Annotated in this window: 9 protein-coding genes; 3 read left to right on the forward strand and 6 right to left on the reverse strand. The window is 67.0% G+C overall.

What is annotated here, in order from left to right:
- Positions 1-90: 90 nt before the first annotated feature.
- Positions 91-336 (reverse strand): hypothetical protein, encoded by a 246-nt coding sequence (locus tag ACQR1X_RS06995; RefSeq protein ID WP_434898558.1) that lies wholly within the window; start codon positions 334-336, stop codon positions 91-93.
- Between the two features lie 984 nt (positions 337-1,320).
- Here ACQR1X_RS06995 and ACQR1X_RS07000 point away from each other — a divergent pair.
- Both ACQR1X_RS07000 and ACQR1X_RS07005 read left to right on the forward strand, forming a co-directional pair.
- Positions 1,321-3,276: a hypothetical protein gene (locus tag ACQR1X_RS07000; RefSeq protein WP_434898559.1), complete on the forward strand. Its 1,956-nt coding sequence runs from the start codon at positions 1,321-1,323 to the stop codon at positions 3,274-3,276.
- Positions 3,277-3,406: 130 nt separating this feature from the next.
- Positions 3,407-4,975, forward strand: coding sequence for a hypothetical protein (locus ACQR1X_RS07005; protein WP_434898560.1), 1,569 nt, complete (start codon positions 3,407-3,409; stop codon positions 4,973-4,975).
- Position 4,976: 1 nt separating this feature from the next.
- Here the strand turns inward: ACQR1X_RS07005 and ACQR1X_RS07010 are convergent, their stop codons facing one another.
- The 3 genes from ACQR1X_RS07010 to ACQR1X_RS07020 form a co-directional block, all read right to left on the reverse strand.
- Positions 4,977-6,185, reverse strand: a complete 1,209-nt coding sequence (locus ACQR1X_RS07010) for a CaiB/BaiF CoA transferase family protein (RefSeq protein WP_434898561.1) — start codon at positions 6,183-6,185, stop codon at positions 4,977-4,979.
- Between the two features lie 252 nt (positions 6,186-6,437).
- A complete protein-coding gene (locus ACQR1X_RS07015; protein WP_315713975.1) occupies positions 6,438-6,638 on the reverse strand; it encodes a cold-shock protein in 201 nt (66 codons plus the stop codon).
- A gap of 252 nt (positions 6,639-6,890) precedes the next feature.
- Positions 6,891-8,615, reverse strand: a complete 1,725-nt coding sequence (locus tag ACQR1X_RS07020; protein ID WP_315803177.1) for an adenylate/guanylate cyclase domain-containing protein — start codon at positions 8,613-8,615, stop codon at positions 6,891-6,893.
- A gap of 202 nt (positions 8,616-8,817) precedes the next feature.
- On the opposite strand from ACQR1X_RS07020, the gene ACQR1X_RS07025 reads away from it, so the two are divergent.
- A complete protein-coding gene (locus ACQR1X_RS07025; protein WP_434898606.1) occupies positions 8,818-10,347 on the forward strand; it encodes a glycosyltransferase family 39 protein in 1,530 nt (509 codons plus the stop codon).
- 3 nt (positions 10,348-10,350) lie between these two features.
- Here ACQR1X_RS07025 and ACQR1X_RS07030 read toward each other — a convergent pair whose 3' ends face one another.
- Together ACQR1X_RS07030 and ACQR1X_RS07035 are read right to left on the reverse strand one after the other, a co-directional pair.
- Positions 10,351-11,379: a YcjF family protein gene (locus ACQR1X_RS07030; RefSeq protein ID WP_316177418.1), complete on the reverse strand. Its 1,029-nt coding sequence runs from the start codon at positions 11,377-11,379 to the stop codon at positions 10,351-10,353.
- Complete coding sequence (locus ACQR1X_RS07035; RefSeq protein WP_434898562.1) at positions 11,376-12,839, reverse strand: YcjX family protein; 1,464 nt, start codon at positions 12,837-12,839, stop codon at positions 11,376-11,378. Before ACQR1X_RS07035 ends, ACQR1X_RS07030 begins: the two co-directional genes overlap by 4 nt.
- Positions 12,840-12,920: the final 81 nt, after the last annotated feature.

Consider the following 12,920-nt stretch of genomic DNA (forward strand, 5'->3'; position numbering starts at 1 on the left):
CCGGCAGGAATTGGTATCCGCGGCATCAGAAAACAGCGGTCTGAAAAGAAGCGCCTCATGTTCCGCGTGGTGCGATCAAGATCTTCTGGATCAATCTGCACGCTCCGAGCCCGTGAATCGATCAGTGCTCGTCATTGTGACCTCTACGTCGTAGCTGCTGCCTTCATATTTGCTGTCTGCGTAGAAGCAGAATTCATATTCGCGTCCCGGTAGTAGAAGCGGAATCCCGGTTCGGGGCATTTGGCCGGCGCCGCCGATATGGAAGTTGCCGAGCTCGTCGGCATATCCCACCAGATCATCGGGCCGCACGCCTTTGATGGCCGGCTGATAATCCATGCGCGTTGCCCTCTTCGGTTTTTCGTTCCTCGCTCGGCGAACGCTTCCCTCAAGGTTCTGGTGCAGGCCCGTCCTATCAGCCAAGCAGGCAGCCAGCCGTCCGATGTCGAGAACTGGCGTTCAGTTGGCCGACAAACATGCCTTCCGTCTGTCGATGGCATTGCAAGACTGACAACATTCGCAAGCCTACAGTCGTCCATCGACCACTGACCCGACGGGCAATTTCCGCAATCCCGTCATGCGCAAACTGCCCGTCGAGCCAGTTTGTCGCACGTTGGCGGCCTTGTCGCGTCGGGCAAATCACGACGATGATCCCGGCCATCCCGCCTGCGATGAAGAGGGACGTTTCGGCCGATCGTCACGAGGCGTAGCAGCGGGGAGCGGTGGCCGTATCGGACTTGGGGCTTTGCGCAAGCGGGCCGGCGAGCAAGCGCGGTACGGACGGTCAAGTCGTAGGGTCCTGGCATCCCGATGCCGATGTCAAGTTCGCATGCAGGCTTCGCCTCGTGCGGATGACGGTGACCAGAAAGCCCGGCGCACCGGGGAGACTACGAAGCAGCCGTAACGCCATCGCGCAGGGAGGGCCGGGTCGTTCCGGCTGAACCTGTGGTTCCTGCCCCGTGCAATCTTTCCGCACGGGGGCCACGGGTGCCAGTCGGCACCCGGCCTTCCCTGCGCCCTCCGACCGATGCGGAGGGAATGATGGTCAAAAGCTCGGGTGCAATCGCGCCGCGAGAGCGGCTCTGTTTGACTCCGCGTCGACCACGCTGCGACGCGTGCCGATCGAGCTTGCTGCCTCCGGACGGGCCGCCCAGAGCTGAATATTCGGGCACCGCCCGCCACATCTGCTCCACTTTGTCGGCGCAAATCCGCCCGGTATGAATCCCTAAAACTCAGGTAAGCCTTGCAAAAGTAAGATTTTGGCAATCAATCGAACGCTAACTAAGGTTACCAAGTGCTCAACGTCATGCGGAGACTCTGAACGTGAGCGACCAAAAGCCCGAACGGGCCAGCCTTGGCGTGGCCGGTACGACTGCCGCGGCCCCTGCGAGCGTCGACCCGGCCCTGACGACATCCGCCTCCCCGGACGCAGTCGATCCGGCCGTGCCCACGATCGCCGCGGTGGCCCCGCCCATGATCGCGCCGGATCACGAAGCGCCGGCGGCTGATCGTCCGGGCATCGACCCCAAGGCGGCAATCGTGGAAGCGGTGACCGCGCCCGAGCCGCAGCTCGACACCAAGGCCGGACCGGTTGCATTGGACGGCGCCACGACCGACGCCAAGTCTGCGCTCAACAGCCCTGCGCTCAACAGCCCAGCGATCAATACCGGGATGACGGCCGGCACCGAGATCGGAACGATCAAGCCCGAGCAGCCGAAGATCGAAGTTGTCACGGCCGAGCCGGACAAGATCGAGCCCGCCAAGATCGAGGCGGTGAAGCTGGAGCGCGCCAAGCCCGAGCCTGCGCGGCTCGACCTGGTCAAATCCGACAAGGGCAAGTCCGACAAGGTCAAGCCCGAGCTGACAAAGTCGCAGGCGGCAAGGGGCACGGCGCCGGGCAAGGTCGAAGCCGGAGCGATCCCGAGTGCTGCGAAATCTCCCTCGACGATCCTGGATCTGATCAGGACCGAACCGGTCAAGTCGGAGCCGATCAAGGCGGCGGCGGCCGGCGAGCTCCTCAAGGTCGAGACGCCGAAGCTGTCGACGCTCGCGGCCAATGCGCCGAAGGTGGGTCCGATGGCTACGACCTCGCCGAAGCCGGACGCGCCCATCAAGCCGGATGCGCCGATCAAGCCCGTGACTGCCACCAAGACGGAAGCCGTCGTCCGGCCCGAGCCGGCCGTCAAACCGGAGCCGGCTGCCAAGCCGGAGCCCGTTGCCAAGTCGGCATCCGCAGCCAAACCAGAGGCGTCCGCGCCGCGTCCGGTCACGCCGGTCCAGGCGGTCGCCGGACCGCTGACCAAGGCTGGTGCTCTTGCCGCCGTCGACAAGGCCGCAGCCTGGGCCAGGGCGAAGTTCAAGACCGAGCCGTTCAAGGTCGATGCGGCGCCCAAGTCGGCGGCCGCCGCGACGGCAGCTCGCGCCGCTGGGGCGTCGTCGCCTCCGCAGGCGCAGACCCTTCCGCATGCCGTGATTCCGCATGCCGTGAACGGGAGGCTCGGCCTTCCGGCCATGGCCGCGATCCTGCTGCTGTCGATGGTCGTCGGCGGCGTTGCCGGTGGTCTGGTCACCGCCAAATTCGTCACGCGCTCCGGCGGCGGTGACGTGGCCGATGCGACGGCCGGCGAGGCTGCGGATTCCACGCTTGGCGCGACGGTGGCGCGGATCGACAATGATGTCGCCGCGCTGAAGGCGAGCCTCGACCAGACCAATCAGACCAGCCTCGTCGAGCTCAACAAGTCCGCCGAGCGTCTCGACCGGCTCGAGAAGATCCTGGGTGACCTGTCGACGAAATCGTCGGCCAAGCCGAGCGAGCTGCAGCGTCTGAGCGAGGCCGTGGACCGGCTGCGCGCCGCGCAGGCTTCCGCGACATCGCAGCAGGCGGCGTCACGTGATAGCGCGGCATCCGTGCCGCAGGCGGTGGGCGCGATCAATGCGGCGGCCCCGCCCGCGGGGGTGGCGAGCCGCCAGGAGGCGAACCGCGCCGAGGCAGCCAGGACCGAGGCAGCAAGGGCAGAGGCGAGCCGGACCGAGCCGGCGCGGGCGGAGGCCGCTGCTCGTCCGGAGCCGAACCGCGCGGAGGCCGCCAAGCCCAAGGTCGTCGAGGGCTGGGTGCTGCGCGACGTCGGTCGTGGCGGTGCGCTGATCGAGGGCCGCGGCGGCCTCTACGAGGTCTATGCCGGCGATCCCGTGCCGGGCCTCGGCAAGGTCGACGCGATCCGCAAGCAGGACGGCCGCTGGGTGGTCGTCACCACCAAGGGGCTTGTCGTCTCGCGCTGACCGACCATCTGTTTTGGGAGACGAATCTGACGAGGCGCCTCACCGCGACGTGAGGCGCCTCGTCGCACAATTGTCCGAAGCCGCCCGCCTTTCGGCTATCTTCGAGGGCTAGCAGGCCGTCAGTTGCGCCATGGAATCGAGGAGGCGGATCTTGCGACTGTCGGTATTCGGCCTTGTGATGCTGTGCTGCGCCCCGTTCGCTTACGCGGACGAGAGCGCGCCGATCGAGCGCGGCGCCGCCATCCTCGAGCCGTTCGCGCTGCGTGAGCTCGACAACGGCGCGTTCGGCCTCGGAAAGATGCTCGCGCGCGCGAGCGATGCGCCGCTGACCGACGCAGCATTGTTCGCGCTGCCGTCGATGGCCCCCGTGCGCAAGGCGCTCGACGCGGAGTTCGACCGCTACGTCGACAAGCACAAGACGACGTTGCCGAACGAGAGCATCGGCGTCGGCACGTCCTACGCGTTCCAGCTGTTCGACCGCACCGTGCTCGATTCGTCCGATGCCCGCTTCGTGCTGGCCGGTGTCGTCAATCGCATGGATCGCGCCTTCGTCGATCCCGACCATTGCGGCGAGGTGCGGCTGCTGTACCGCCTGACGCGGACGACGCCGCCCGAGGCCAAGGACGGCGAGGTCGCCTCGCCGCGGCTGCCGATGACGCTCAACATCGTGCTCAAGGCGCGCAGCGACGCGCAAGCCAAGAGCAACTCCCCGAGCTGCGCCGAGATCGCCAAGCGGTGGCTGGCGACGTCCGATCTGCAACTGACCGGGCCGGAGCTTGCCGCGAAGCTGATGGCGCCGGACGGGCCGCTGGCGCTGATCAGGCCGGAGAACATCCACCGCATCGAGACCAACCTGCAGATCGCGCATGCGCCGAAATCGGCGATCCGCGATTTCCGCACCGACTACATGATGAAGGTGTTCGACTATCAGGCCGCGAGCGGGACGTTCGAGGAGGCGGTGCTGGAGGATCAGGTCGATCGCGACCGGCTGCTTTCGGATGCCGCGCTGGCGCGCGAGTTCAAGGCCTGGCTGCTCGACCCCGTCCATCTCGGCGAGCTCGACCGCGGCACCGCGGTGATCCCCGACCAGTTCCTGGCCAAGGTTGCGGTGGCGCCGACCCCGGTCGGCTTCGTCAATTCCGATCTGCTGCCGGCCTACGGGCTGGTGCAGGGGAGCGCGGCCGGGCAGGGCGCGGTGTTCACCGAGTCCGATGTGGTCGGCGCGCTGGAGAAGGCGGTCGCGCAGGGCATCGTGCTGCAGAACATCCAGTCGGTCGCGGGCTTCGAGCGTCGCCTCAACGATTCGAGCTGCGGCGGGTGCCATCAGACCCGCGGCATCGGCGGCTTCCACTTCCCCGGTGTCGACTGGATGGCGGAGAAGCCGTCCAACACCGTGGTGGTGCCGGGCTCGCCGCATTTCTTCGGCGACCAGGTCCGCCGGCGCGACATCCTCAACGCCTTTGCCGAGGGCCGTACGCCGGATTTCTCGCGCGGCTTCGCCAGCCGCCCGCAGCTGCGCGGCAGCGATGAACTCGCCGGCACGGTCTACAATGACGGCTGGGGCGGGCATTGCTACGCGCGCCACGCCGAGGCCGCGGACAACGACAAGAGCTTCTCGACCTGGACCTGCGCCGCGAACCTGTCCTGTCAGACCGGGCCGGCGACGCGGTTCGGCATGTGCTTCATCGCGACGCGCTAGCTCAGGCCACTGCGCCGCGCGCGCGCAGGTCGCGGATGGCGTCGTCGTCGAAGCCGGCGCTGCGCAGGATCTCGTCGCTGTGCTGCCCTATGCCGGGCGGCTTGCGCGGTGCGACCTTGCGCTGGCCGTCGATGAAGATCGGGCTGTTGACGGTCAGCATGGTGTCGTTCTCGAACGGCACCAGCACATCGTTCTCGATCATCTGCCTGTCGTTCGGGATGTCGTCGAGAATGCCGACCACGCCGAACACGAGCCCGCTGCCGTCGAGGATCCGGCGCCATTCGGCCAGCGGCCTGGTCGCGAACACCGCGTCGAACTCATGGATCAGCTCGACCGAGCGGGCGTGGCGATCGGCCTTGGTGACGAAGCGCGGATCGTCGATCAGCTCCTCCCGGCCAAGGCAGCGGGCGAGGATCGGCCACTGCTTCTCCTCATTGAGGAGCGACAGCATGATCCAGCGGCCGTCCTGGCATTTGTAGTGATTGGCGACCGCGTTCAGCGCGCGCTCGCGCGGCCGCCGCTCGACGAAGGTCGCACCGCAAAGCTTGGCCTGGGCGAGCACGGAGGCTGCCCAGACCCCGTTGGCCATCAGGTTGGAGGCGACATGGCAGCCCTTGCCGGTCTTCTCGCGCTGGTAAAGCGCCGTGACGATCGCGCCATAAAACGCCATCGCGCAGGGGTGGTCGCCCATGCCGGCGACGGAGCGGGCGGGTGTCGTGCTCTCGTCGGCACGGACCAGGTCCATCAACCCGGAGCGCGCCCAATAGGCATTGCTGTCGAAGCCCGGTTTGTCGGCTTCCTCGCCTTTCTCGCCATACCCGGTAAACGACGCGTAGATCAGCCGCGGATTGAGCGGCGCGAGCTTGTCGTGGGTGAGGCCGAGCTTGGCGCGGACCGACGGCGGAAAGTTGGTGATGAAGACATCGGCCTCACCGACCAATCTATGCAGGACGGCCTGCGCTTCCGGCTTCGACAGGTCAAGCGCGAGGCTGCGCTTGTTGCGGGCTTCAAGATACCACGCGTAGTTATGCTCGCTGCGCGGATAGCCCGGCAGGTTCGGCAGGTTGCGGTAGGGATCGCCGGCGCCGGGCGGCTCGATCTTGATGACGTCAGCGCCGAAATCGGAAAGCACGGTGGCGGCTGCGGGAGCCGCGATGAAGCTCGCGCAGTCCAGCACCTTCAGGCCATGGAAAATGCCCTTGTCGTCCATGATGCGTCGCTCCCGTCGCTTGTTTCCGCGCGCTGGAATTCTGTTGTCGGCGCGGTTCGAGGCGCATTTGACCCGGGTCGGGCGGGCGAGGCAATGGCGGGGAGGGAGCTGAAACTACAAACAAGCGTAAAGATGTGATCAGGAGCGGGCACCGCTCCTGTCTATTTCGACGTGTCGACAATCATGCTGGCTTGGTGAGGGGAACGATCGCGCCGAAAAGCCGCGAGGCGGAATGGCGCGCCAATTGATCCGCTACACTTTCAGGTTCTCGGCCGAACTCCTGCCGCGGTTGGCAATCTCGTCGTACTCGATGGTCTGGCCCTCGTTGAGGGTCGCCAGCCCGGCCTTCTGCACGGCGGAGATGTGAACGAAAATGTCCTTGCCCCCGGCCGCAGGCTGGATGAAGCCATAGCCCTTGGTCGGGTTGAACCACTTGACCGTACCTTTAGCCATACGTCGCCTCCGCGGGATCAATCCAATTCGAACCGGCGGTCCCCGCAAACCGTCAGGCCCGGAATTCGAGAATACTGCGGTTGTGACAGGCGTGATAGCGCAAACAGCGGGCGGTTTTGGCTCGAAATGATCGATATCGTGGCGGCTTTGCGGCTTTTGACCGCAACGCCACCGTTCCGCCCGTCGCCGCGGACCCGCTGCAACCGTTCTCGGTATGACAGCGCAGGCTGCAAACAGGTTCAACGCAACTCGTCATGCAGCCGTCCCTTCGTCCGAGAGCATCGCGAGTTCGGCGGCATCCATGGCCGTCCTGACGCGCATCGGCTCAGCGCGGCCGCGAATCTCGACCTCGCGCTGCGGCAGCACGTCGGCGGCAAGTCGCGCCCGCGCGTAGACCTCGTCCGAGATGATGACCTGGCAGCCGAGGGTCTTCGTCATGTCCTGCAGTCGTGATGCGACGTTGACGGCGTCGCCCAGCGCGGTGAACACCATGTGGTCGCGATAGCCGATCTCGCCCACGATCACCTCGCCGCCGTGAATGCCGATGCCGAAGCGGATCGGGTCATGCAGATCATGGCTGAGGAACGCGTTCAGCTCGGCGATGTTGGCCGCGATGTCGCGCGCCGCCTGGATCGCCTGGCCGCACGCGACATGTGAATCGGTGGCTAGTCCGAACAGCGCGAGCATACCGTCGCCGACGAACTGATTGGGCTGCCCGCCATTCGCCAGCACGGCCTGGGAGACGGCGCTGAGGAAGCGGTTGACGATGAACACGACGTCGAACGGCAGCCGTTTCTCAGCGAGGCCGGTCGATCCGCGCATGTCGACGAACAGGCTGACGAGGTAGCGCTCCTGCCCGATTCCGGCGCGCGAGCTAGTGCGCTCGCCGGGTGTCGGGTTCGGCATGAACAGCTGAAAGAATGAAAGATCGCCGGTGGGGCGCAACTGGCAGGCCAGCCTGACCGACGGGTCGGCCGCGCCGATCTGCGCGAGCACGAAGGCCTCGCGAGGCGAGGGTGGCGGCAGCGCGCCGGGATCTCCGATCACCCTGATGCGGCAGGTCGAGCAGCGCGCGCGGCCGCCGCACATGCTGGCATGCGGTACGTTGTTGCGCAGACTGGCCTCGAGCACCGACAAACCCTTTGGCACCCGGATGGAGCGGCCATTATTGTAGGATAGCGTGACCATGCCGCCACGTCGCTCATGCACCGCTCGCACGCCGCGCGCGGCGAGCGCCAAGCCGATCAGGCCGCCATAGCCGATCAGGAAGCCGTTCATGATGGTCTCGAGTACTGCCTGCTCCAGGGGCGTGCCCATCTGCCGCGACAGATTCTCGACCCGCCACTGCGGCGCTGCGCTTGCCGCGATGACGTCTCGGCCTCCACGGTAGAAGCCGAGCAGCGCCAGCGCCGGGATCAGCACGGCGCAGGCGAGCAGCCACGGCGCCGCGCGCTTGTAGAACGGCTTGAGCCGCAGCCAGAAGTGCAGCCCGATGCAGCCATGCGCCCATGACGTCAGCAGCGCGGCCGACATCAGCCAGATCCGCCAGGACGGGCCGGTCCAATAGGAGTACAGAACCTGCGGGTACAGCTTCTCTTGTCCGTACAGGGCCTGCCCGATGCGGACGCCGGCGATGTGGCTGAAGATCAACGCGGGGATGCTGAGGCCGAGCAGCAGCTGCAGCGGCTCCATCGTGCTGCGGCTGAATTGCCGGCGCTGATAAAGCGCCCACACGCCGAGCCCGCCATGGGTGAGAGCGGCCGCATAGAACAGCACGGCGATCGGAGGAAACTGCCAGAACGCCACATGATAGGACACGCCCTCGGCGAGGGCCTGCAGCGAGATGTTGCCGAGCGCATGGTTGAGAAAATGGCTGAGCAGGTAGCTGAAGAGGATGAAGCCGCAGATCAGCCGTACCTGCCGCACACCGATGCCGCGCCGGGCGGACTGTAAACGATGGGAAATCGAAATGGTCATGTGGTCCGTATGATCTGGAGCCGCAATGCTAGAGATTTATTCCCCGTTGTCCTAGAGGGCTGATGGCGGTGGTCATCCGGCGGCGCGAGCTGCGCGCGCGAACGTTGACTCGCCCGGCGGAGTCGGGGAAAAGCACCGCGTGACGGCCATTCCCCCAGGCATCGACAGCCCAAAGTTTCGCTCCACGCGCGCTGCGTGGCTGATGGCTGCGGCCGTGATCACGAGCATGACGATCATCCGTCTCGTCTACGCCGCTGCGCTCGATCTGCGTACCGACGAGGCCTATTACTGGACCTGGTCGAAGGAGCTGCAGCTCTGCTTCCTCGATCATCCGCCCATGATCGCCTGGTTCATCCGGCTGGGCACTTCCCTGTTCGGCGATACCAATCTCGGCGTCCGCTTTGCCGGCATCCTCGCGATGGGCGCGACGCAGCTCCTGCTCGCCGACATCGTTCGCCGCGCCACTCACAACATGCGGGCGGTGATCATCGTGGTGCTGCTGCCAGAGGCCGCGCTCTATTATGGCCTGCTAATGGCCAAGGTGGCGCCGGACGTCGCGGCGATCCCGTTTGCGCTCGCGATGATCTGGGCGCTGGTGCGGCTCGCCGAGAGCGACGACGGCCGCTGGTGGCTCGCTGCCGGACTGTTCGGCGGGCTGGCGCTGCTGTCCAAATTCACCGTCGTCATGCTGCTGCCCGCCGTGGCGGCGTTCCTGCTCGTGCCGGCATGGCGCAGCCGCAGGCTCCTCAGTCCCTATCCATGGTGCGGAGCATTGATTGCGCTGGCCGTGTTCTCGCCGGTGCTGATCTGGAACGTTCAGCACGACTGGGCCTCGTTCCGCTTCCAGTTCGTTCGCGCCACCGCGCCGCATGAGTTGTCGTTGCGGACGCTCGGCGATTACATCGGATTGCAGTTCGGACAGGTCGGCTTCGTGCTGCTGCCGGTCACGCTGTCGGCGCTGAGTTTCACGGCCTGGCGCGGCTATCGCACGCGTGAGCCGGTCGCGATCCTGCTGTCGACGGCTGTGCTGGTGCCGTTCCTCTACTTCCTCTGGAAGTCGTTCACTTTGCGGATCGGCGACACCTGGCCGATGTTCATGTGGCCGATCGGGTTTGCGGCGGTCGCGATCAACATCGTCAAGCTGCCGCAGGACGGCGCGCCCGCCTGGTTCGTCCGATCCACCGTGCGCTGGGCGCGCATCGCCGTCGTCAGCGGCATCGCCATGGTGGTCCTGATCTTCCTCTACTACGTTGCCGCGCCCTGGAATTTCCTCGGGCGGGCCGATCCGATCGGCGCCGAGGCGGGCTATCAGCAGGTGGCGGCCCGGGTGGAGCAGGAGCTCCAAAACACCGGCGCGACCTGGATCGCGACCTCCGACTATCGCACCTACGCGATGATGCGGTGGTTCTTTCGCGGCCGCGTGCCGGTGATCCAGATCAACGAGCGTGCCCGCTTCATCGACTTTCGTGATCCCGGCATGAACCTGATCGCGGGACATGCCGGCCTCTACGTCGTGCGCGAGCCGGACAATGCCGGCCCGCTGCTGGCGGACACGACCGCGCACCGCGAGCCGCTCGGACGCGTCGAGCGGAGCTGGCGCGGCCGCGTCATGGACACCTACGTTTTCGGCAAGTTGACGGGCTGGACGCCCGAACTGTCGCCGCCGCCGGACTCGCCATTGTACCAATGGCGCTGGCTCGCCGGTGAGTTCGATTCCGCGCCGCCGGCCTGAGCCTCATCCCTGCTCCTCCTGCTTGCGCAGGAGATCCTTGGCGAGATCCGCCAGCGCCGGTCGCGGCAGCGCGGCGAACGGCATCGGCCGGGTCACGTCGATGGCCGCGAGCCCGAGCCGCGCCGTAAGCAGTCCGTTGAGCACGCCCTCGCCGAGCCGCTGCGACAGCTTTGCCGCGATGCCATGGCCCAGCACCTGCTGGATCAGGCTGTCGCTCGCGGCCATGCCGCCGGTGATGGCGAGATGCGCGACGACATGGCGCAACAGGCTGATCATGCCGAGCGCGCCGGGACGGCCGCCATAGAGCCGCGCGAGCTGCCGGATCATCCGCAGGCTCGCGACAAAGACGAACAGCACGTCGATCAGCGCGCGCGGGCTGACCGCCGTGACCACGGATACACGTTGCGCCGCGACCGACACCAGCCGTCGCGCCTCGACGTCGAGCGGCGCCATCAGCTCGCGCTCGGCAAGCTTGATCATGTCGCCGCCATCGATGATGTCGTCGGCGTGGCCGGCGAGCGCGGCACGCGGACGCGCCAGCCGGGGATTGGCATGTGCGATCCGCAGCAGCTCGGCGACCACCTCGCGGCTCTCGGCGCGATCGTCGGACAGCAGCACGGCGGCCGCGCGCTGATGCAGCTTCTCGATGGTGGCGAGACGCACCAGGCCGTAGGTCTCTCGGGCAATGACGACCGCCAATGCGATCGCGGCTGCGGCCGCGAATCCCGCGCCGACATAGCCGAGCGCCTCGCTGCGCGCGAACAGATCCTCGATCAGCCGGGTGACGCCGAGGCCGAGGCCGAGCAGGACGAGGCCGGTGACCGAGCCCCAGAAAACGGCGCCCCAGCGAAAGCCGCGCCGTGCCGGCAGCACGGTCTCGACCGGCACCGGCAATTGCGCCGGGTCGGCCTCAGGCGTGATCTGGATGGTGCCCCGGCCGGGCCGGGCGGCGTCCTCGGCATCGACCACGACGACGTCGGGATCATCGAGCCGGAAGGTCTGGGGACGACGAGGCTTGGCGCGTTCGCTCATTGCAGCCGGTCTCCGATCAGGAACTGAAGGGCGCGGTCCATGCGGATATGGGGCAAAGCGGGCTCGCCGCCAGCATCGGGGGCCAGCAAAGGCGGGCGGAAGCGCAGAAAGCGGAAGTCGGTGCCGTCGGCAGCAGCGCTCGACAGGCCGCGATAGGCGCCGCCCTTGAACAGCTCCTCCGGATCGGCCGGCAGCTCGCCCGGAAACGTCGCCACCTCGGTGTCGCCGTCGAAGATCTCGCCATTGGCGCTTTCGCCGGCGGCCGGCGTGCCGAGCAGCGACGGCAGCTTGTCGCGGCCGCGGGCGACCAGCGCCTCGCGCGTCGCCCTGACGGCGGCCAGCGCCACCACATCGATCGCAGCGCCCGTGCTCTCGGCCCGGGCCACCGCGCGGTTGACGGCGCGCCGCAGCACGGCTTCGAGCCGGTCGTGGCTGGTGTGATGCAGATGGTCGGCCTTGGTCGCCGCGAACAGGATGCGGTCGATATGCGGCCGGAACAGTGCGGTCAGCAGATTGCCGCGTCCGACGCGGAAGCAATCGAGAATGCCGGTCAGCGCCGCCTCGAGATCGTGCAGTGCCTCCGGCCCGGCATTGAACGCCGCCAGCGCGTCGACCAGCACGATCTGGCGATCGAGCCGGGCGAAATGGTCGCGAAAGAACGGCCTGACAACGATGTCCTTGTAGGACTCGTAGCGGCGCGCCATCATCGCCCATTGCGAGCCGGCCGGCGCCTGGCCGGCGGCGGGCACGTCAAGCGGCGCGAAGGTCAGCGCCGGAGAGCCGGCGAGATTGCCCGGCATCAGGAAGCGTCCGGGCGGCAGCAGGCTCATGGCGAAGCGCTCGTCGCGGCAGGCGCGCAAGTAGTCGGTGAACAGCCGTGCGGCCTCGAGTGTCGCCGACTCGTCCTCGCGGCCTTCGGGGCCGAGCGTCGCCAGATGCGCGTGCCAGTCCCTGGCGACATGCGCGCGCGGCTCGATGCGCGACAGCGCGAGGCTTTCCCGCGCCCATTGCTCATAGCTCTTGTTCAGCAGCGGCAGGTCGAGCAGCCATTCGCCGGGATAGTCGACGATGTCGAGCGTGAGCGTCCGCTCGGCGCCGTTGGCGCGCTGGAATTCGATCACCAGCCTGAGCTCGCTGATGTCGACGGTCGAGCTCGGCCAGCGTCGCTCGGTGACCAGCGCCCGCACGTGGCTCTCATAGGCAAAGCGCGGCACGCCGTCGTCGGGTTGCGGCGTCAGATAGGCGCGGGCGATGCGGCCCGAGGCCAAGGCCTCGAACACCGGCATGCGCCCGCCGCGAACGAGGTCGTGGATCAGCGCCGTGATGAACACGGTCTTACCGGCCCGCGACAGCCCGGTGACGCCAAGGCGGACGGTCGGGTTGAGGAAGCTCTCGCCATAATCGAGCAGGGCACGGGCCGAGAGCCGCGCTTCCTCGACGAGTTCGGAAAAGGTCACCATGGGAGGAGGGGAATTCGCCAGTTGAAAAGGGCGTGAGCGATTGTTGACAGGTGGCGATGCAAAACATTGGATTCAAGCTCA

It is taken from the genome of Bradyrhizobium sp. HKCCYLRH3073 (assembly GCF_051167995.1).
In the GTDB taxonomy this organism is placed as follows: Bacteria; Pseudomonadota; Alphaproteobacteria; order Rhizobiales; family Xanthobacteraceae; genus Bradyrhizobium.

Excerpts from the sequence above, each read along its gene's own strand:
- ACQR1X_RS07035 (WP_434898562.1), bottom strand. The coding sequence starts at position 12,839 with ATGGTGACCTTTTCCGAACTCGTCGAGGAAGCGCGGCTCTCGGCCCGT.
- ACQR1X_RS07005 (WP_434898560.1), top strand. The coding sequence starts at position 3,407 with ATGGAATCGAGGAGGCGGATCTTGCGACTGTCGGTATTCGGCCTTGTG.
- ACQR1X_RS07015 (WP_315713975.1), bottom strand. The coding sequence starts at position 6,638 with ATGGCTAAAGGTACGGTCAAGTGGTTCAACCCGACCAAGGGCTATGGC.
- ACQR1X_RS07025 (WP_434898606.1), top strand. The coding sequence starts at position 8,818 with ATGGCTGCGGCCGTGATCACGAGCATGACGATCATCCGTCTCGTCTAC.
- ACQR1X_RS07030 (WP_316177418.1), bottom strand. The coding sequence starts at position 11,379 with ATGAGCGAACGCGCCAAGCCTCGTCGTCCCCAGACCTTCCGGCTCGAT.
- ACQR1X_RS07020 (WP_315803177.1), bottom strand. The coding sequence starts at position 8,615 with ATGACCATTTCGATTTCCCATCGTTTACAGTCCGCCCGGCGCGGCATC.
- ACQR1X_RS07010 (WP_434898561.1), bottom strand. The coding sequence starts at position 6,185 with ATGGACGACAAGGGCATTTTCCATGGCCTGAAGGTGCTGGACTGCGCG.
- ACQR1X_RS06995 (WP_434898558.1), bottom strand. The coding sequence starts at position 336 with ATGGATTATCAGCCGGCCATCAAAGGCGTGCGGCCCGATGATCTGGTG.